Origin of the sequence: Catenulispora sp. EB89, from assembly GCF_041261445.1 — a bacterium.
GTDB lineage: Bacteria > Actinomycetota > Actinomycetes > Streptomycetales > Catenulisporaceae > Catenulispora.
The window spans coordinates 505226-525349 of the sequence record NZ_JBGCCU010000002.1 but is presented as its reverse complement, the minus strand read 5'-3'; the positions used below and the strand labels follow the sequence as shown (position 1 = coordinate 525349).

Below are 20124 nucleotides of genomic sequence, written 5' to 3'. Positions count from 1 at the left end.
GGCGTGGGCTAGACTGGTTGTTACTTATCGGTAGCTAACTCAGTGAGTCGCGCCCGGATCTGGGAGGACCGCCGCCATGACCGAGACCGTTGAGGGCGTCGACGACGCCGCCGCGGCCGACGCCGACCGCACCCGCACCTACAGCTGGAGCGATCCGCTGGCCTCCTTCGCCGAGGGCGCGGGACTGTCCGGCATCGAATACCTGCGGGCCATGGCCGAGGGCCGGATCCCCTGGCCGCCGATCGCCGCGACGACCGGCATCTACCTCGGCGACGTCGAGGAGGGCCGGGTGGTGTTCACCCTGACCCCCCAGGAGTTCCACTACAACCCGATCGGGTCGGTGCACGGCGGTGTCTTCGCCACGATGCTGGACTCCTCCTGCGGCTGCGCGGTGCAGTCCTTGCTGCCGGCCGGCGACTACTACACGTCGCTCGACCTGTCGGTGAAGTTCGTGCGCGGCATGACGAAGGACACCGGCGAGGTGCAGTGCATCGGAACGGTCACGCACATGGGCCGCCGCACGGCGCTCGCCGAGGCGCGGATCGTCGACGGGAACGGCAAGCTCTACGCGACCGCCACCTCGACCTGCATGATCTTCCGCGCCGGCGACAAGTAGCCGCGCGTATAGAGAAGCAGCGCGTAAAGAGAGCAGCGCGCATAGAGAAGCAGCGTGCAAAGAACAGCGGCGCGCAGCGGCCGCCCCGCCGTTATCGTCCTCTCCCATGACCACCAGCTTGCGCGAACTGCCGCTGTTCGCCGCCCTCGCCGACTCCCGCCGGATCCTGATCGTCGGCGCCGGCGGCGGGTTCGACGTCCTCGGCGGGATCCCTCTGGCCCTGGCGCTGCGGGAGCGCGGTGCCGAGGTGTTCCTCGGCAATCTGACCTTCGTCTCCTCCGGCTTCAGCCTCGACGCCTGGCTGGCCCCCGACGTCGCGACCATCACGCCGACCAGCGGCGGCTTCACCGACTATTTCCCCGAGCGCACGCTCGCGCGCTGGCTGAAGACCGTCGGCGAACCGTCGACCGTCTACTCCTTCCAGCGCACCGGCGTCGAGCCCCTGCGCGAGGCCTATCGGGCCCTGATCGCGCACCACGAGATCGACGCGATCGTGCTGGTCGACGGCGGCACCGACATCCTCATGCGCGGCGACGAGACAGGCCTGGGCACGCCGGCGGAGGACATGCTGAGCCTGGCGGTCGTGGCCGGTCTGGCCGAGATCCCGGTCCGGCTGGTGGTCAGCATCGGCTTCGGTATCGACGCCTACCACGGCGTGAACCACGTGCAGGTCCTGGAGAACCTCGCCGACCTCGATACAGACGGCGCGTACCTGGGCGCCTTCTCCATCCCGCGCGCCAGCCGCGAGGGCTCGCTCTACCTCGACGCTGTCGCATACGCGCAGGAGAACACCCCTTTGCGGCCGTCGATCGTGCACGGCCAGATCGCCTCGGCGATGCTCGGCGTGTCCGGCGACATCCACTTCACACAACGCACACACAACAGTGTGCTTTTTGTGAACCCACTCATGGCGATGTACTTCACAGTCACTGTCGAAGGACTCGCGGCCCGACACCTCTACTTGCCGGAGTTGGAAGGTACTCAGACCTTCCGACAGATCTCGTTGATCATCGAGCGGTTCCGCGACGGTCTGGCGGAGCGCCGGATACCCAGACAGTTTCCGCACTGACAACCGAAGTACCCTGGAGGGGCACTGAAGATCCCGGACGAAGGGCACGCCCGATGAGCAAGCAGATCTCCGCGGAGCTCCAAGACGCCCTCGACCGGGCGGCTGACGGCGGGCGCATCGAGTACGAGGAAGCACTGGAGCTGTACCGCCACGCGCCTCTGCACTCCCTGGGCACCGCCGCGGACGCGGCCCGCCGCAAGCGCTACTCCGGTGTGTACGGCGAGGACGGCGAGATCGCGACGTACATCATCGAGCGGAACATCAACTACACCAACGCCTGCGTCACCGCGTGCAAGTTCTGCGCCTTCTACGCCGCCCCGAAGTCCGACAAGGTCTGGAGCCGGCCGCTGGAGGACATCCTGCGCCGCTGCGCGGAGACCGTGGCCCTCGGCGGCACGCAGATCATGTTCCAGGGCGGCCACCACCCGGACTACGGCGTCGAGTACTACGAAGAGAACTTCCGCGCCATCAAGGCCGAGTACCCGCAGCTGGTCATCCACTCCCTGGGTGCCTCCGAAGTGCAGCACATGGCGAAGGTCTCCGGCGTCACCATCGAAGAGGCCATCACCCGCCTGAAGGACTCCGGTCTGGACTCCTTCGCCGGCGCCGGCGCCGAACTGCTCCCGGCCCGCCCGCGCACCGCGATCGCTCCCTTGAAGGAGTCCGGCGAGCGCTGGCTGGAGATCATGGAGACCGCCCACGGCCTCGGCCTGGAGAGCACTTCCACGATGCTCATGGGCACCGGCGAGACCAACGCGGAGCGCATCGAGCACCTGCGCATGATCCGCGACGTCCAGGACCGCACCGGCGGCTTCCGCGCCTTCATCCCGTACACGTACCAGCCGGAGAACAACCACCTCAAGGGCCGCACGCAGGCCACGATGTTCGAGTACCTGCGGCTGATCGCGGTCGCCCGCCTGTACCTGCACAACGTCGCGCACATCCAGGGCTCCTGGCTGACCGTCGGCAAGGAGGCCGGCCAGCTGTCCCTGCACTACGGCGCCGACGACCTCGGCTCGGTGATGCTGGAGGAGAACGTGGTCTCCTCCGCCGGCGCGAAGCACCGCTCCAACCGCATGGAGCTGATCCACCTGATCCGCGCCGCCGGCCGCGTCCCGGCCCAGCGCAGCACCACCTACGAGCTGATCACCGTGCACGACGACCCGGCGCACGACCCGGTCGACGACCACGTGATGAGCCACATCGCCTCCACGGCGATCGAGGGCGGTACCGCGCACCCGGAGCTGAAGCTCGTCGACGTCCGGTAGAGAAAGCCGACGGGCGCGACACGCCGAACAGCCTCTATGCAGAGCTACTAGGAAGTAAGACAGTGAGGGAATGCAGATTCCCCTCACTGTCTCCGACTTCCTGGACCGCGCAGAAGTCGTCTACGGCGACCGAGCATCTGTCGTCGACGAACCCGATCAGCCTGCGCCGTCCTGGGGCACCCTCACGTATAAGGACATCGCTAAGCGTGCGCGTGCGCAGGCGGCTGCGCTGGACCGCCTAGGCGTCGGCGCAGGGGCCCGGGTGGCAGTGGTCTCGCACAACTCCGCACGGTTGCTCACTTCTTTCTTCGGCGTCAGCGGCTACGGCCGGGTCTTGGTGCCGGTGAACTTCCGGCTGCGGGCCGACGAGGTGGCGTACATCGTCGAGCACAGCGGGGCCGACGTGCTGCTCGTCGACCCGGAGTTGGACGACGCGCTCAAGGACGTGAAGGCGCGCCACCGGTTCGTCATCGGCGCGGAGACCGACGCCGAGTTCTTCGAGGGCGACCACGAGCCGGTGCGGCACGCGGTCGGCGAGAACGACACCGCGACGATCAACTACACCTCGGGCACCACCGCGCGGCCCAAGGGCGTGCAGCTGACGCACCGCAACCTGTGGCTGAACGCGGTTCTGATGGGCCTGCACCTCGGTGTCAGCGACCGGGACGTCTACCTGCACACGCTCCCGATGTTCCACGCGAACGGCTGGGGCATGCCGTACGTCGTCACCGGCCTCGGCGCGAAGCAGGTCGTCCTGCGCAAGGTGGACGGCGCCGAGGTCCTGCGGCGCATCGACCAGCACGGCGTCACCCTCCTGAACGGCGCCCCGACCGTCATCGCGATGGTGCTGGCGGCCGCGAAGGACTGGGACGGCGAGATCCCCGGCCGCGACCGCGTGCGCATCGTGGTGGCCGGCGCGCCGCCGCCGAGCACCGTCATCCAGCAGGTCGAGGACGTCCTGGGCTGGCAGTTCAACCAGATCTACGGCCTGACCGAGACCGCGCCGCTGGTCACCGTGAACCGGACCCGCGAGGAGTGGGACGCGCTGTCGAGCCTGGAACGCGCGCAGAACCTGATGCGCGCCGGCGTGCCCTCCCTGGGGACCCGGATGGTCACCGACCCCGAGGGCGAGGTCCTGGTGCGCTCCAATGTGGTCCTGGAGGGCTACTGGCAGCAGCCCGAGGAGTCCGGGCGGGCGCTGGCCGAGGACTGGTTCCACACCGGCGACGGCGGCACCATCGGGGCCGACGGCTACCTGACCATCTCCGACCGCAAGAAGGACGTCATCATCACCGGCGGAGAGAACGTTTCCTCCATCGAGGTCGAGGACGCGCTCTACAAGCACCCGGCGATCGCCGAGTGCGCGGTGATCGGCGTACCGGACGAGAAGTGGGGCGAGACCATCAAGGCGCTCGTCGTGCTGAAGGAGGACCACTCCTCGCGCGCCACCACCGAGGCCGAGGTGATCAAGCACTGCAAGGGCCTGATCGCCGGCTACAAGGCGCCGACGAGTGTGGAGTTCCGGGAGACGCTGCCGCGCACCGCGACCGGCAAGCTCCAGAAGTTCAAGCTGCGCGAGCCGTACTGGGAGGGCCGGGAGCGCAAGGTGAACTGATCAGCACCCTGCTCGCCACCGGATCGTGCTGACGTCCGGGGCCTTCGACCCCGCTCGGCAACCCCGTGACGTCAGCCCCCTGCCATCCACAACGCCCCTCTTTGTCGTACCATCCATGATCCAGAAGCGCGCAGTTGGGACTCTGTTCAGCTGACGGTGCGCCCGCCGTCCACCTTGGCCTCGGAGGATACCGGGCGGCGACCGGCCATCCCGGGCCGGTCGCACATCACAAGGGGGTCCCAACCTTGTCCCGCACCGTCACCCGGCTCGCCGTCGCCGGCGGCCTCACCGCCCTGCTCGGCGGCGTCCTCGCCGTCGCCCCGTCGCAGGCGGCCTCGCCCGCCAAGTCGCACGCCCCGGCCAAGCACGTGCTCCTGATCTCCGTGGACGGCCTGCACCAGTCCGACCTGGCCTGGTACGTCAAGCAGCACCCGGATTCGGCGCTGGCCAAGCTGGTCAAGGGCGGCGTGGACTACTCCGCGGCCTCGACCCCGGTCCCGTCGGACTCCTTCCCCGGCATGACCGCGCAGGTCACCGGCGGCAACCCGGGCACCACCGGGGTCTACTACGACGACACCTACAACCACGGCCTGCTGCCCGCCGGCACCACCAAGTGCGACGGCAGCGTCCCGCTGGGCGCCGAGGTCGACTACACCGAAGACCTCGACTGGAACAAGAACTCCATCGACGCCGGCCAGGGTCTGAGCGGCCTGCCGAACTCGATCCTGAACCTCACCGGCGACGCCAAGTCGCTGATCAACCCGGCGAAGCTGCCCGTGGACCCGAAGACCTGCAAGCCGGTCTACCCGAACAACTACCTGCAGGTGAACACGGTCTTCAACGTCGTTCACGACGCCGGCCTGGGCACCGCCTGGTCCGACAAGCACGCCGCGTACGACCTGCTGTCCGGCCCCGAGGGGACCGGCATCCAGGACCTGTTCTCCCCCGAGATTAATAGTCAAATACAGATCAACAGCCAGGACCCGGCGCTGGCCGCGGGCTCGGACTGGACCACGGACAACGGCGCGACCCGCCAGTACGACGACTACAAGGTCCAGGGCGTCCTGAACGAGATCGACGGCTACGACCACAGCGGCAAGACCAAGGTCGGCACCCCGGCGATCTTCGGCCTGAACTTCCAGGCGGTCTCCACCGCGCAGAAGCTGCCGACCTCCGACGGCCAGACCGGCGGCTACCTGGCCGACGGCCAGACCCCCGGCCCGCTGCTGTCCGGCGCGCTGGACTTCGTCAACGGCGAGGTCGGCCGGTTCACCGCCGAGCTGAAGAAGGACGGCCTGGCGAAGAACACCACCATCATCCTGTCGGCCAAGCACGGCCAGTCCCCGAAGAACCCGGCCGCGCTCACCCGGATCCCGGACGGCCCGCTGCTCGACGGCCTGAACGCGGCCTGGAAGAAGGCCCACCCGGGCGCCGGCGACCTGGTCGCGCTGTCCACCGACGACGACGGCATGCTGCTGTGGCTGAACGACCGCAGCCAGGCCGCCGCGGACTTCGCCAAGAAGTACCTGCTGGCCCAGAGCGGCACCGGCAACGACATCAAGGGCGACCCGAAGGCGTTCACGCACAGCGGTCTGACCACCGTCTACGCCGGCGCCGAGGCCCGCAAGTACTTCCACGTGCAGCCGGGCGACACCCGGGTGCCGGACGTCTTCGGCATCGCGCAGCACGGCGTGGTGTTCACCGGCGGCCAGGCGAAGATCGCCGAGCACGGCGGCGCGGCCGAGGACGATCGCGACGTGCCGATCGTGGTCTCCGGTGCCGGCGTGGACGCGCGCGGCGTGAACGACCAGCCGGTCGAGACCACGCAGATCGCGCCGACCATCCTGCGGCTGCTCGGCCTGGACCCGCAGCGCCTGCAGGCGGTGCGGATCGAGCACACCAAGGTGCTGCCCGCCCTGGGCCGCGAGTGCGACTGAGCTGATCGCGACCTCAACCGAGGTGAGCTGAGACAAGGCCGCCGGGCCGGTGCGTTCCGCGCACCGGCCCGGCGGTTTTCCGCGGACCGTAAGCCCTCGCGCGGGCCCGGCCGCACGCCGTGCCTTAACCTCGAACGGTGCTGACCCTCCACGCCGCCCCGCTCGTCCTCCCGATGACCTCCGCCCCGATCGCCGACGGCGCGATCGTCGTCGACAACGACCGCGTCCTCGCCGTCGGAACCCGCGCCGACCTCGTCGCCGCGCATCCGGAGGCGCGCGTGCGGGACTGGCCGGGCATCCTCACGCCGGGACTGGTCAACAGCCACGCGCACACGCAGTACTACGACTTCGCGGACCTGGCGACCTCCGGCCTGCCGTTCCCGGAGTGGCTGCACCAGATGGTCGAGCGCCGGGCGACCTTCACCGACGCGATGTGGCAGGAGTCCACGCGGCGCGGGCTGCACGCGTATCTGAAGACCGGGACGACGGCGGTCGCGGACATCGTCACCGAGCCGGTGGTGCTCTCGGCGATCGCGCGCAGCGGGATCCGGGGCGTGGCCTACATCGAGGCGGTCTTCGCCGACGACGCCTCGTGGGCGGCCGGCAAGCGGGCCGAGCTCGTCGCGGCGGTGGACGGGGCCGGCGGCCCGGCGCGCGGCGTCTCGCCGCACACGCCGTTCACCATCAGCACCGGCGTGTACGAGGACTGCGTCACCATCGCGCACGAGCGCGGCAGGCGCCTGCACCCGCACATCGCCGAGACCACGCAGGAATCGGAGTACGTGCTGACCGGCACCGGCCCCTTCGCCGACAACGCCAAGCAGTTCGGGCTCGACTTCTCCGACATCCTCGACCGCGGCACCGGCATGACGCCGGTGGAGTGGGCCGACGCGCGCGGCGCGCTCGGCGACGACTGCCACATCGCGCACGGCATCCACGTCAGCGAGTCCGACCGGGCGCTGCTGCGGGAGCGCGGGACGGCGGTGGCGCTGTGCGTGCGCTCGAACCGGATCCTGGAGGCCGGCGAGCCGCCGGTCGCCGCGTATCTGGCGGAGGGCTCGCCGATCGGGGTGGGCACCGACTCGGCTGCTTCCTCGCCGTCGCTCGACCTGCTCGACGAGGCGCGGGCGTTGCGCGCGGTGGCCCGCGCACAGGGGTACGCCGCCGAGGATCTGGACCGGCGCATCGTGGAGGCGGCGACGCTCGGCGGCGCGGTCGCGCTCGGGCTGACCGAGGGGCCGGACGGGGTCGGACGGCTGGAGCCCGGGGTTCGCGCCGACTTCGCGGTGTTCTCCGTTGAGGAAGGCGGCGCTGAAGCAGGCGGCGTTGAGGAAGGCGACAGCGATCCGTACCGGCGCCTGATCGACCACGGGACCTGCGTGGCGACCGTGCTCGGCGGCACCATCGTGCACCGCACCGTCTGAGGCGGTACGGGAGCCGGGCACCCCGGGTGAGAGAATCGCCCCGTGAGCCGAGCATCCCTGGACAAACAGCCGCACGAGGTCGCCGCCATGTTCGACGGCGTGGCCGAGCGCTACGACCTGACGAACGACGTGCTCGCGCTCGGCCAGACGCGCCTGTGGCGCCGGGCGGTGCGGCAGGCCGTGGACGCCCGGCCCGGGCAGCGCGTCCTGGACCTGGCGGCCGGCACCGGCACCAGCACGCAGCCGTTCCACGCCGCCGGGGCGGACACCGTCTCCTGCGACTTCTCGCTCGGCATGCTGCAGGTCGGCAAGCGCCGGCTGCCGCACCTGACGTTCGCCGCCGGGGACGCCACGCGGCTGCCGTTCCGGGACGGCGTCTTCGACGCGGTGACGATCTCCTTCGGGCTGCGCAACGTCCAGGACACCGAGGGCGGGCTGCGCGAGATGCTGCGCGTCACCAAGCCCGGCGGGCGGCTGGTGGTCTGCGAGTTCTCGCACCCGACGCTCGCGCCGCTGCGCACCGTGTACATCGAGTACCTGATGAAGGCGCTGCCCGCGGTGGCGACGAAGGTGAGTTCGAACCCGGACGCCTACGTCTATCTCGCCGAGTCCATCCGCGCCTGGCCGGACCAGCGGGAACTCGCGGCCGTGATCGGTGCCGCGGGTTGGCGCAGGGTCGCGCACCGTAACCTGACTGGCGGAATCGTCGCATTGCATCGCGCGTATAAGGAAGACTGAGCCTGTGAAGGCTCGAATAGGCCGGGCGGCAGCGCTCGTCGCCGCGGTGCTCATGGTGGCATCGGCGGCGGCGTGTTCGGGGGGCGGCTCGAAGCAGTCGGGTCCGAACAACGGCGGGGCGCCGGGTACCACTCAGGGTGGTGCTTCCGGCGCGAGTCCCGGCGGACCTACTGGGGCTCCCGCTGGGGCCCTGAACGTCGCGGCCGAGAACGCCCAGCCCGGCACGGCCAACTGGAACAAGGGCATAGATTCCGGCGAGGACCACGGGATCGAGGGCTACGCCGACCAGATAGCCGTGACCTCCGGACAGAGCTTCAAGCTGTACGTCAACACCGCCGCGCCGCAGTTCACAGCCACCGCGTACCGGATCGGCTACTACGGCGGGACGCAGGCCCGGCAGGTGTGGAAGTCCGACGCGACGCCCGGGAAGGTGCAGCCGAAGTACACCGTCGAGTCTCAGGTGAACACGGTCAGCACGACCTGGCAGCCGTCCCTGACGGTGGCCACCGGCAACTGGCCCGAGGGCTCGTACCTGATCCGGCTGGACGCGGTCGGCGGCAAGGTGAAGGGCGCGCGGTTCGTGCCGATCACCGTCAGGTCGACGTCCACGGCCGGCAAGGTGGTGCTGATCAACGGTGTCACCACGTGGCAGGCCTACAACTCGTACGGCGGCTACGACCTCTACAGCGGCGGACCGCACAACGACTACGCGCACCGCGCGCGCATCGTGTCCTTCGACCGGCCGTACGACACCACCGGCGCGGACCGGTTCCAGACCTACGAGCAGTCCTCGATCGTGTTCGCCGAGAAGCTGGCCGCGTCCCACAACCTGCAGCTCGCCTACGCCACCGACCTCGACCTGCACGAGAACCCCGGCCTGTTCCAGGGCGCGCGGGCGATCATCTCGCTGGGCCACGACGAGTACTACTCGACGCAGATGCGCCAGACCCTGACGCAGGCGCGCGACGCCGGGACGAACCTCGCCTTCCTCGGCGCCAACGCGATCTTCCGCCACATCCGCTTCCAGGACTCGCCGCTGGGCAAGGACCGCATCCAGGTGGACTACAAGGACGCGGCCGAGGACCCGATGCACGTGACCAACCCGGAGGAGGCGACCCAGGACTGGCGCAACCCGCCGGACCCGCGGCCGGAGAACGTGCTGACCGGCGTCTTCTACGAGTGCAACCCGGCGAACGCCAACATGGTCGTGTACGACCCCACGTCCTGGCTGCTGGCCGGCACGAACGCGCACGCGGGGGAGTCGTTCAAGGGGCTGATCGGGGTGGAGTACGACCGGGTGGTGTCGGACTCCTCGACCCCGCACCCGATCGAGGCGCTGACGCACTCGCCGATCACCTGCCAGGGCAAGGCCTCCTACGCGGACTCGGCGTACTACACGGTGCCCTCGGGCGCCGGGGTCTTCGCGACCGGCACGATGCGCTGGAACTGCGCCCTGGTCAGCGGCGGCTGCACGGACAAGATGGATGCCGCCGCGCACACCTTCGCGCAGCAGGTGACGGCCAACATGCTGCTGGCCTTCGCGGCCGGCCCGGCCGGCCAGGCGCACCCGGCGGTGGACAACACGGCGAAGCTCAAGCCGGCGCCGAGCCGGGGCGGGGTGGCGCCGTAGCGGCGGCGCGCTTGTGAGGGATGGCTGACCGGCTTCGGCATCAACTCGGTGGCTTCGGCGTCAAGCAGCGCCGCTCGCCGGTCCGCGCCTGCTGGATCGCGGGTGCCGCGACTCGTGTGCGCGCCGTGTGCCGCACTGCCCGGCCCTCGCGCAGGTCCCGACCCGCCTGCGCTTAGAATCGGGCGGGTGACCGCGCAAACCTCTTCCACCGCTCCGAGCGAGGCCGTGCCCTCGGAGAACGTCGCCGACGTCATCGTGGTCGGGGCCGGGCCCTCGGGCTCGGCGACGGCCCACCATCTGGCCACCGCCGGCCTGGACGTCCTGCTGCTGGAGAAGTCCCAGTTCCCGCGGGAGAAGGTGTGCGGCGACGGACTGACGCCGCGTGCGGTGAAGTCGCTGGTGCGGATGGGCGTCGACACGTCCGAGGAGGCCGGCTGGCTGCACAACAAGGGCCTGCGGATCCTCGGCGGCGGCATGCGGCTGGAGCTGCCGTGGCCGGAGCTGGCCGCCTACCCGAACTACGGGCTGGTGCGGCCGCGCGCCGACTTCGACCAGATCCTGGCGCGCCAGGCGCAGAAGACCGGGGCCCGGCTGCACGAGAACACGAACGTCACCGGTCCGGTGGTGGACCCGCGCAGCAACCGGGTGATCGGCGTGACCGCGCGCATCACGGACGCCGACGGCGGCAAGCGCGACACCGCCTTCCACGCCCCGCTGATCGTCGCCGCCGACGGCAACTCCACCCGGCTGTCGATCGCGCTGGGCCTGCACAAGCGCGACGACCGGCCGATGGGCGTGGCCTACCGCACCTACTACAAGTCGCCGCGCACCAACGACGACTACCTGGAGTCCTGGCTGGAGCTCTGGGACGGCACCCGCCTGCTCCCCGGCTACGGCTGGGTGTTCGGCATGGGCGACGGCACCTCCAACGTGGGCCTGGGCATCCTGAACACCACCAAGTCCTTCCGCAACGTCAAGTACCCGGACCTGCTGCGCGCCTGGCTGAAGAACACCCCCGAGGAGTGGGGCTTCAACGAGGAGAACCGCACCGAGCCGATCCGCGGCGCCGCGCTCCCGATGGGCTTCAACCGCCAGCCGCACTACACCCGCGGCGTGCTGCTGGTCGGCGACGCCGGCGGCATGGTGAACCCGTTCAACGGCGAGGGCATCGCCTACGCGATGGAGTCCGGCGAGCTGGCCGCGGACGTGATCGCGCAGGCCCTGGCGCGTCCCTCCGGGCCGGAGCGGGAGCTGGCGCTGTCGGCGTACCCGCGGGTGCTGAAGGAGACCTACGGCGGCTACTACACGCTGGGCCGGCTGTTCGTGAGCCTGATCGGCAACCCGAAGGTGATGCGCCTGGCGACCCAGCGCGGGCTGTCGCATCCGATGCTGATGCGCTTCACGCTGAAGATGCTCGCCAACCTCACCGACCCCAAGGGTGGCGACGCGATGGACCGCATCATCAACGCGATGGCGAAGATCGCGCCGGACGCGTAGGACTGGCATCAGCGGCGTTTTCAAATAGAGTGCTGTCGGGCCGTGACTGGCGCTGAGGTGGGACACCACCGGGGAGCGGCCTGACACCGTGTCTTTGCCGTGCGCCTGGGCGACTTCGTGACAAGCCGCCCAGGAGGCGCGCTCATGCTCATGGACGGAACCGCCGCGGCCCGGCGCATCGTCGACCAGGCCGCGGCCGACGCGGCCACCCTGACCGCCAACGGCGTGACGCCGTGCCTGGCGACCGTGCTCGTCGGCTCGGACCCGGCGTCGGTGACCTACGTCCGGATGAAGCAGAACCGCAGTGCGAAGGCCGGAATCGGCTCCTGGCACGTGGAACTGCCGGACACCATCACCACCGGCACCCTCGTCGCCGCGCTCACCGAGCTGTCGCAGGACCCGGACGTGCACGGCATCCTGCTCCAGCACCCGGTCCCGCCGCACATCGACGAACGCGCCGCCTTCGAGGCCATCGACCCGGCCAAGGACGTGGACGGCGTGACGATGCACTCCTTCGCCGCGATGGCCTTCGGCGAGCCCGGCTTCGTCTCCGCCACCCCCGGCGGGATCCTGCGCCTGCTCGACGAGTACGAGGTCGACCCGGCCGGCAAGCACGCGGTGGTGGTCGGCCGCAGCCCGATCCTCGGCAAGCCGGTGGGCATGATGCTGCTGGCCCGGGACGCGACGGTGACGTACTGCCACTCGCGCACGGCCGACCTGGCCTCGTACACACGGCAGGCGGACATCCTGGTCGCGGCGGTCGGCAGGCCGAGGTTCATCACGGGTGCCGACATCAAGCCCGGCGCGGTCGTCATCGACGCCGGCTACAACCCGGGCAACGTCGGCGACGTGGACTTCGACAGCGCGGCGGAGAAGGCGAGCCTGATCACGCCGGTGCCCGGCGGCGTCGGGCCGATGACCATCGCGGTGCTGCTGGAGCAGACCGTGGAGGCGGCGCGGCGGCAGCTTGTGCGGCGCTGACTGAGGGGGCCCTGACTGAGGGGGCCCTGCCTGTGACGGGGCCCTGACTCAGGGAGCGGCGACCTGGAGTCGAAGGCTACGGCGTCGCACTGACGACCGCGACCCCCGTCATCGTCCCGAGGAACAGCTTGCCCCCGACGGCGGCCGGCGTGGCGAAATGCGGCAACGCGCCGGTCGACACCTGCCGCGTCGTCTGTCCCGTCGCCGGATCGAGCGCGTAGAGCACGCCGGCGTCGTAGTCGGTGGCCCAGATCCGGCCGTCGGCCACGACCGGCTGTCCGTTGGTGTGCGCCGCACGCCACAGCTGCGTCGCCTGGCTCCCGATCCGGAACGCGCGCGTGCCGTCCGCGCACGGCAGGTACACCACGTCGCCCCGCACCGCGGCCGCCCCGAAGGCGGCGCACGCGGCGAACGCCGTGCCCGCGCCGATGCCGCCGAGGTGCGTCGGATCCAGGAGGTATCCCTGTCCTGATTTACCGGCGATGATCACATGTCCGGCGGCCAGTACCGGGTTCATCGAGCCCAGATCGAGGTCTGACGCGTTGTCGGCGGCCCATGATGCCGGCGCGAAGAAGTCCACCCGCTTGGCGTTCTCGTCCAGCGCCACGACCGAGTCGGTGCCGTCGAAGGGTTGGCTTGCCTTATCTCCGTTGCCGTTGCCGATCGAGAAGTACAGGCGGTCCGGGCCCCCCGACGCGGCGCCGGGAGCCCACATGCCTCCGCGTCCGTCCGATGAGGCCTCGAACCAATTGACGGATCCCGAGGCGGTGTCTACGGATGCGACCGCTCCGGTATAGGTACCGCAGTCCCCGGACAAGCCCCCGAAGGCCGCGAACACATGTCCGTGCCACAGCGTCAGCGCCGGACGCTGTTGCAGGAAGGCCTGGTCGCCGACCGGGGGATCGACCGTCGCACGCGAGACGACGTGGCCGTCCGCGGCGCTGAGTCCGTACAACACATGGTGCGCGTTCGCATCCTCGGCGACCGCGTACACGAGATGAGACGCGGGATCGTATACCAGAGCCCCGGTGATGCCCAGGGGAACGATGTTCCCGCACCCGTGCGGCCTAAAGGGTTCGGCCAGATGCCTGCTCCAGATCACCGACCCGTCGGTCGGTGAGAGCGCGTAGACCGTGTCGTTCTCTGTGGCGGCGAACACCTTGTCCCCGCCATCGGCGGGTGTTCCGTAGACCGGCCCGTCGAGTTTCACCGTCGGAACCGTTGGTCCCGCTGTTCCTGCTGTCGGCGCAGCCGTCGTCGGTTTGCCGCTACCGCCGCTGCTCCCGCTGCCGGTCGCCGAACAACTCGCCGTCGCGGCCACCGCGAGTGCCAGCAGCACTCCCGCGGACCGGGCGACGGACACGCCGTTGTGTCGTCGACTCCGAAAGGACCTCACCGGTCCAGTGTGCTCCTGCGGACGGCGTTACGAGCCGCGCTTCACAGCCTCGCTCAGCCGCGCCGCCGCCTCCACCACCGACTGCGCGTGCAGCCGTCCCGGCTGGCGCGTCAGGCGCTCGATCGGGCCGGAGACCGACACCGCGGCGATGACGCGGTTGTTGGGCCCGCGCACCGGCGCCGAGACCGAGGCCACGCCCTGCTCGCGCTCGGCCACCGACTGGGCCCAGCCGCGGCGGCGCACGCCGGCCAGCGTGGTCGCGGTGAAGCGCGCGCCCTGCAGGCCGCGGTGCAGCCGGTCCGGCTCCTCCCAGGCCAGCAGGATCTGCGCCGCCGAGCCGGCCGTCATCGGCAGCGCCGAGCCGATCGGCACGGTGTCGCGCAGCCCTGACATGCGCTCGGCGGCGGCCACGCACACGCGCAGGTCGCCCTGGCGGCGGTAGAGCTGCGCCGATTCGCCGGTGTGGTCGCGCAGCGCGGCCAGCACGGGCCCGGCGGCGGCCAGCAGCCGGTCCTCGCCGGCCGCCGAGGCCAGTTCCTGCAACCGGGGCCCGAGGATGAAGCGGCCCTGCATGTCCCGGGATACGAGACGGTGGTGCTCAAGAGCCACCGCCAGCCGGTGCGCTGTCGGGCGCGCCAATCCCGTGGCCGTGACCAGGCCCGCCAAGGTGGTCGGGCCCGCTTCCAGGGCGCTGAGTACGACGGCGGCCTTGTCCAGGACGCCGACTCCGCTAGAGTTGTCCATAGACCGAATTCTGCCGTCTCAGATCCCGAGACGCAAGGCGTGCGCGGGGAATGATCGAAGCCGCTGCGGCGGCCGCCGGCGCGCGATCGGCGACAACAGAAGTATCCAAGTGGGAAGACAGGAGCGACGATGCCCCACACCCTGGCCGAAAAGGTGTGGGCGGACCACGTGGTCCGCTCGGCCGACGGCGAGCCCGACCTGCTCTACATCGACCTCCACCTGCTGCACGAGGTGACCTCGCCGCAGGCGTTCGACGGACTCCGCCAGGCCGGCCGGTCCGTGCGCCGCCCCGATCTCACCATCGCCACCGAGGACCACAACACCCCCACGCTGGAGATCGACAAGCCGATCGCCGACCCGGTGTCGCGGCTGCAGATCGAGACGCTGCGCAAGAACTGCGCCGACTTCGGCGTGCGGATCCACTCCCTGGGCGACGCCCAGCAGGGCATCGTGCACGTCGTCGGCCCGCAGCTGGGCCTGACCCAGCCCGGCATGACCGTGGTGTGCGGCGACTCGCACACCTCGACCCACGGCGCCTTCGGCGCGCTGGCGTTCGGCATCGGCACCAGCGAGGTCGAGCACGTGCTGGCCACCCAGACGCTGCCGCTGAAGCCGTTCAAGACGATGGCCGTCACCGTCACCGGCGCGCTGGCCGAGGGCGTCACCGCCAAGGACGTGGTGCTCGCGGTCATCGCGCAGATCGGCACCGGCGGCGGGCAGGGCTACGTCCTGGAGTACCGCGGCGAGGCCATCGAGAAGCTGTCGATGGAGGGCCGGATGACGGTCTGCAACATGTCCATCGAGGCCGGCGCCCGCGCCGGGATGATCGCGCCGGACGAGACCACGTTCGCGTACCTGAAGGGGCGCGCGCACGCGCCCGCCGAGGGCGCCGACTGGGACGCGGCGGTCGCCTACTGGAAGACGCTGCGCACCGACGAGGGCGCGACCTTCGACGCCGAGGTGGTCATCGACGGCGACGCGCTGACCCCGTACGTCACCTGGGGCACCAACCCCGGCCAGGGCCTGCCGCTGTCGGCGTCGGTCCCGGACCCGGAGACGGACTTCGGCGTGGAGACCGACAAGGTCGCGGCGCGCAAGGCGTTGGAATACATGGGCCTGGAGGCCGGCACGCCGCTGCGCGAGATCAAGGTGGACACCGTCTTCCTCGGCTCGTGCACCAACGGCCGGCTGGAGGACCTGCGCGCCGCAGCCGCCGTCATCAAGGGCCGCAAGGTGGCCGACGGCGTCCGGATGCTCGTCGTGCCGGGCTCGGCGCGGGTGCGGCTGGAGGCCGAGGCCGAGGGCCTGCACGAGGTGTTCACCGCGGCCGGCGCCGAGTGGCGGTTCGCCGGCTGCTCGATGTGCCTGGGCATGAACCCCGACCAGCTGGCCCCCGGCGAGCGCTCGGCGTCCACGTCCAACCGTAACTTCGAGGGGCGGCAGGGCAAGGGCGGGCGCACGCACCTGGTGTCGCCGCTGGTGGCCGCCGCGACCGCGGTCAGGGGGACCCTGTCGTCCCCGTCGGATCTGGCCGCCTGAGCCGGCAGAGATTTTAGGAGCGAGGACAGTCATGGAGAAGTTCACGACGCACACCGGGCGCGCGCTGCCGCTGCGCCGCTCCAACGTCGACACCGACCAGATCATCCCGGCGGTGTACCTCAAGCGCATCACGCGTACCGGATTCGAGGACGGGCTGTTCGCGGCCTGGCGCGCGGACCCGGAGTTCATCCTGAACCAGGCGCAGTACCAGGACGTGACGGTGCTGGTCGCCGGACCCGACTTCGGCACCGGCTCCTCGCGCGAGCACGCGGTGTGGGCGCTGAAGGACTACGGGTTCAAGGTGGTGCTCTCGGCGCGGTTCGCCGACATCTTCCGCGGCAACTCGGCCAAGGACGGGCTGCTGACCGCCGTGCTGAAGCAGGAGGACATCGAGCTCCTGTGGAAGCTGGTGGAGGAGAACCCGGAGCTGGAGGTGACGGTCGACCTCGAGGCCCGCGAGGTGCGGGTCGAGGGGCACGTGTTCAGCTTCGAGGTGGACGACTACACGCGCTGGCGGCTGCTGGAGGGGCTGGACGACATCAGCCTGACGCTGCGGCACGCCGAGGCGATCGACGGGTTCGAGGAGACGCGTCCGGGGTTCAAGCCGAAGACGCTGCCGGCGGCGGTGTGAGGCGTGGCGCGGGCGTGAAGGTCGACGGCGGCGTGAAGGTCGGCGGCGTCGGCTGACGTCACCTCTTGATCAGTTTCTTCTTGGGCGGGGCCCAGGGGCACTATGGGTGAATGTCACCCGACGCGCCTCTGCGGCCCCGCCCTTCGCGTTATGCGGCCTTCGCGGCGCGTCTGAAGGACGTCCACAAGGCGCTCGGCGATCCGCGCATCCCCGCGCAGCGGCGTGCCGAACTCACCAAGCGGGTGCTCGCCATCACCGCTTTGTCGCGGCATGACGTGACGGTCGCGGCACACCGTTTGGAAGAGTTTTTCAGCGAACTCGCGATCCTCGCTCCCGGGGCGGTTTCCACCCCCGTTTCCGGCCCCGCAGACACCCCTTCTGGGAAAAACACTGCGACACAAGGGTGATTTAACCCCTAGGTATTTGATTCGCCCTCTGGCGCCACCATACGGTGCGATTGGTTCTGATACGGAGCAAGCATGCGACGTACGGCCGAAATCAGAGCAAGACGTACCAACAGCCCCAAGGGTAGGTAGACATGAACAAGGCCCAGCTGATCGAGGCCGTCGCCGACAAGCTCGCTGCGTCCAAGAAGGACGCCGGGGACGCGGTCGACGCGGTCCTGGACGCGATCATCGCCTCGGTGGCCTCGGGGACCAAGGTCTCCATCACCGGATTCGGCTCCTTCGAGAAGGTCAAGCGCCCGGCGCGCACCGCCCGCAACCCGCGCACCGGCGAGGCGGTGAAGGTCAAGGCCTCCTCCGCGCCGAAGTTCAAGGCGGGTCAGGGCTTCAAGGACATGGTCAACGGCGACAAGAAGGCCCCCGCCGCCGCCAAGGCCGCCGCCAAGAAGACCACCGTGAAGGCCACCGCCAAGAAGGCGGCCCCGGCCAAGAAGACCGCGGCCAAGGCGACCGCCGCCAAGGCCGCCCCGGCGAAGAAGGTCGTCGCGAAGAAGACCGCCGTCAAGGCCACCGCCAAGAAGGCGGCCCCGGTCAAGAAGGCCCCGGCAAAGAAGGCGGCCCCGGCCAAGAAGGCCGCCGCCAAGAAGGCGACCGTCGTGAAGGCGGCGGCCAAGAAGGCCGCCACCGCCAAGAAGGCCCCGGCCAAGAAGGCCACCCCGGCCAAGAAGGCAGCGGCCCGACCGGTCGCGAAGAAGGTCGCCAAGGCCCCGGCAAAGAAGGCGGCCCCGGCCAAGCGCACCACCGCCAAGAAGGCGCCCGCGAAGAAGACCGCCGCGAAGCGCTGACTCCGCGCGGTGATGGTATGACGGCCGGGACCGCTGTCCCAGCAGCCTGATACGAGGCGGTGCCCCTGGCGGGCGCCGCCTCGTCGCATGCGCGGGGGCGGCGAGTCAGAGTGCTCAGATGATTCAGATGATGATGTCCCGCGGGCTGCGAGCTGATGGGGATGTCGCGCGCGGGCTGGTGTGCTCCGGCGGTTGCGGCTGCCGGTCGGGCTGAGGCCGATGGCTGGGCTGACTGGGGCGAGCGCGGGTAGTTGCTTCAGCGAGTCGGCGACCGGGCTGCCGGCGGCGGCGAGATGCTTGGGTCGAGGCCGTCGTAGCCGCTCGATGTGCAGGCGATGGCGTGGGCCGTTGCTTCAGCGAGTGCCTGGTGTGCTCGGCGACCGGGCTGTCGGTGGCGGCGAGATGCTTGGGTCGAGGCTGTCGCTGCTGCTCGATGTGCGGGCGATGGCGTGGGCACTTGCCTTCAACAGAGTGGCTAGTGCGCTCGGCGACCGGGCTGCCGGTGGCCGTGGCTGGCTTGGGCGAGCACGCGGCCACTCTGCTTGAGCGAGTGGTCGTCGCGAGCGGCGCGGGCGGTGGGATCGAGGTTGTTGCAACTGCTTGGTGTGCGCAGGCGCAGCCGATGGCGTGCCGCAGACCGCCCGGCGGTCTGTGCGGCGGCTGGCTCGGCTTGGTCGGTCGGGGCGCGGTCTGTGGCTGTGCCGGTTGCCGGCGCGGCTTGGTGTGCTGGCTCAGGCGCTCTCTCGGGCGCCCTCAGGCCGCGCCCCGCCCTACTCCGGCAGGGGCAGCGTCACCAGCGTCACTGCCGTGACCCGGCCGTCCTCCACGCGCATCTTCACGCGCTGGCCGATGCGGAGCAGGCGGAGGCCGCCGGCGTCGAAGGCGGCGGTGTCGAAGGCGACCTCCGTGCCGTCGTCGAGCAGGAGGGTGCCGGTGCGGGTCGTGGGGTCGAAAACCCTTGCGGTGCCTTGGGCCTCTTTGCGTGTCACGCACTGTTTATACACCCGAGGCGACTCGGTCCCGTGCGCTCCAGATCTCGGTGGTGTGTGGTCCTACGCCCAGGCGGAGGGCGTCGGCGAGGTCCGCCGCGGTGTCGACGTCGCGTCGCAGGGAGCTGATGCCGGTGGGCGGGAGTGGGGGCAGTTCCAGGGCGCCGCTGGCGGTGTGGGCTGCTCGGGAGGGGCCGCCGAAGCGGGGGTTCAGTTCCGTGGCGGGGGGTGCGAAGAGCATCGTCGTGCCGATGTCGTGGGCGTCGGCGATGAAATGGCGGGTGGCGGGGGAGTTGTGCGCGGCCGAAGAAATGTGCGCAAGTGCGATATCCAACTCGGTGGCGCGTAATGCCGGGAGATCCGCTGTGCAGGCGGCGATACCCATTTCGGTTCCGAATTCGCGGCGGGCGGCTGCGGCACCGAACAAGAATGCGGTATTCAATCCCGCGTCGGGCTTGTCGGGGACGATCATCGCGCCGATCGCGGTGAGGAGTTCGGCGGCCCGGGGGTCGTCGGTCACCACCACCGCGTGCGCTATCCGGGACGCCGAAAGGGCCGCTTCCACCGCGTCCGCGGCGAAGGCCAAAGCCAGCCTTTCGCGCAGCGCTGGGGGCATGTCCGGGCCGGCCAGGCGGGTCTTGGCCTGCCCCAGTCGTTTCACCGGTACCACCAGGCACCAGGGGGTGGCGTCCGCGGCGCGCGGGGTGCTGCTCGCACCGAGCTCGGAGAGGTCTGACCGGGGCATGACTTGATCCTGTCACGCCGGGACGACGACCGGCGTACTTGTTCGGACGCCCCGCA

Annotated in this window: 18 protein-coding genes and 1 riboswitch; of the genes, 14 read left to right on the top strand and 4 right to left on the bottom strand. The window is 70.3% G+C overall.

Features of this window, described 5'->3' with window-relative positions:
* Positions 1-76 precede the first annotated feature (76 nt).
* The 10 genes from ABH920_RS05840 to ABH920_RS05795 all read left to right on the top strand — a co-directional run bounded on the left by ABH920_RS05840 (position 77) and on the right by ABH920_RS05795 (position 12775).
* Entirely contained in the window at positions 77-616 is a 540-nt protein-coding gene (locus ABH920_RS05840; protein ID WP_370347570.1) for a PaaI family thioesterase, read from the top strand.
* 106 nt (positions 617-722) lie between these two features.
* The gene (locus tag ABH920_RS05835; RefSeq protein WP_370347568.1) at positions 723-1685 is read left to right on the top strand and encodes a DUF1152 domain-containing protein; all 963 of its coding nucleotides are present in this window, start codon (positions 723-725) and stop codon (positions 1683-1685) included.
* Between the two features lie 53 nt (positions 1686-1738).
* Positions 1739-2953: a cyclic dehypoxanthinyl futalosine synthase gene (gene mqnC, locus ABH920_RS05830; protein ID WP_370347566.1), complete on the top strand. Its 1215-nt coding sequence runs from the start codon at positions 1739-1741 to the stop codon at positions 2951-2953.
* Between the two features lie 70 nt (positions 2954-3023).
* Positions 3024-4568, top strand: coding sequence for an AMP-binding protein (locus ABH920_RS05825; protein WP_370347564.1), 1545 nt, complete (start codon positions 3024-3026; stop codon positions 4566-4568).
* 245 nt (positions 4569-4813) lie between these two features.
* Positions 4814-6505, top strand: a complete 1692-nt coding sequence (locus tag ABH920_RS05820) for an alkaline phosphatase family protein (protein WP_370347562.1) — start codon at positions 4814-4816, stop codon at positions 6503-6505.
* Positions 6506-6642: 137 nt separating this feature from the next.
* The gene (locus ABH920_RS05815) at positions 6643-7929 is read left to right on the top strand and encodes an amidohydrolase family protein (RefSeq protein ID WP_370347560.1); all 1287 of its coding nucleotides are present in this window, start codon (positions 6643-6645) and stop codon (positions 7927-7929) included.
* Positions 7930-7971: 42 nt separating this feature from the next.
* Positions 7972-8667 (top strand): demethylmenaquinone methyltransferase, encoded by a 696-nt coding sequence (locus tag ABH920_RS05810; RefSeq protein WP_370347558.1) that lies wholly within the window; start codon positions 7972-7974, stop codon positions 8665-8667.
* Positions 8668-8671: 4 nt separating this feature from the next.
* Positions 8672-10297 (top strand): N,N-dimethylformamidase beta subunit family domain-containing protein, encoded by a 1626-nt coding sequence (locus tag ABH920_RS05805; protein ID WP_370347556.1) that lies wholly within the window; start codon positions 8672-8674, stop codon positions 10295-10297.
* Between the two features lie 177 nt (positions 10298-10474).
* The gene (locus ABH920_RS05800) at positions 10475-11794 is read left to right on the top strand and encodes a geranylgeranyl reductase family protein (RefSeq protein WP_370348006.1); all 1320 of its coding nucleotides are present in this window, start codon (positions 10475-10477) and stop codon (positions 11792-11794) included.
* A 32-nt stretch (positions 11795-11826) separates the two neighbouring features.
* A riboswitch (ZMP/ZTP riboswitch) is annotated at positions 11827-11912 on the top strand.
* A gap of 26 nt (positions 11913-11938) precedes the next feature.
* Positions 11939-12775, top strand: a complete 837-nt coding sequence (locus tag ABH920_RS05795; RefSeq protein WP_370347554.1) for a bifunctional 5,10-methylenetetrahydrofolate dehydrogenase/5,10-methenyltetrahydrofolate cyclohydrolase — start codon at positions 11939-11941, stop codon at positions 12773-12775.
* 76 nt (positions 12776-12851) lie between these two features.
* On the opposite strand, the gene ABH920_RS05790 is transcribed toward ABH920_RS05795, so the two are convergent.
* Positions 12852-13985, bottom strand: coding sequence for a PQQ-binding-like beta-propeller repeat protein (locus tag ABH920_RS05790; RefSeq protein ID WP_370347552.1), 1134 nt, complete (start codon positions 13983-13985; stop codon positions 12852-12854).
* Between the two features lie 213 nt (positions 13986-14198).
* Positions 14199-14915: an IclR family transcriptional regulator gene (locus tag ABH920_RS05785; protein ID WP_194909796.1), complete on the bottom strand. Its 717-nt coding sequence runs from the start codon at positions 14913-14915 to the stop codon at positions 14199-14201.
* A gap of 129 nt (positions 14916-15044) precedes the next feature.
* Between ABH920_RS05785 and leuC the strand changes: the two genes are divergently transcribed.
* The 4 genes from leuC to ABH920_RS05765 all read left to right on the top strand — a co-directional run bounded on the left by leuC (position 15045) and on the right by ABH920_RS05765 (position 18334).
* Positions 15045-16454, top strand: coding sequence for a 3-isopropylmalate dehydratase large subunit (gene leuC / locus ABH920_RS05780; RefSeq protein ID WP_370347549.1), 1410 nt, complete (start codon positions 15045-15047; stop codon positions 16452-16454).
* 31 nt (positions 16455-16485) lie between these two features.
* The gene (leuD, locus tag ABH920_RS05775) at positions 16486-17085 is read left to right on the top strand and encodes a 3-isopropylmalate dehydratase small subunit (protein WP_370347547.1); all 600 of its coding nucleotides are present in this window, start codon (positions 16486-16488) and stop codon (positions 17083-17085) included.
* Positions 17086-17195: 110 nt separating this feature from the next.
* Positions 17196-17492 (top strand): hypothetical protein, encoded by a 297-nt coding sequence (locus tag ABH920_RS05770; protein WP_370347545.1) that lies wholly within the window; start codon positions 17196-17198, stop codon positions 17490-17492.
* A gap of 131 nt (positions 17493-17623) precedes the next feature.
* The gene (locus ABH920_RS05765; RefSeq protein ID WP_370347543.1) at positions 17624-18334 is read left to right on the top strand and encodes an HU family DNA-binding protein; all 711 of its coding nucleotides are present in this window, start codon (positions 17624-17626) and stop codon (positions 18332-18334) included.
* 770 nt (positions 18335-19104) lie between these two features.
* Here ABH920_RS05765 and ABH920_RS05760 read toward each other — a convergent pair.
* Both ABH920_RS05760 and cofC read right to left on the bottom strand, forming a co-directional pair.
* Complete coding sequence (locus ABH920_RS05760; RefSeq protein WP_370347540.1) at positions 19105-19323, bottom strand: hypothetical protein; 219 nt, start codon at positions 19321-19323, stop codon at positions 19105-19107.
* A 7-nt stretch (positions 19324-19330) separates the two neighbouring features.
* Positions 19331-20068, bottom strand: coding sequence for a 2-phospho-L-lactate guanylyltransferase (gene cofC / locus ABH920_RS05755; RefSeq protein WP_370347538.1), 738 nt, complete (start codon positions 20066-20068; stop codon positions 19331-19333).
* Between the last annotated feature and the right edge of the window lie 56 nt (positions 20069-20124).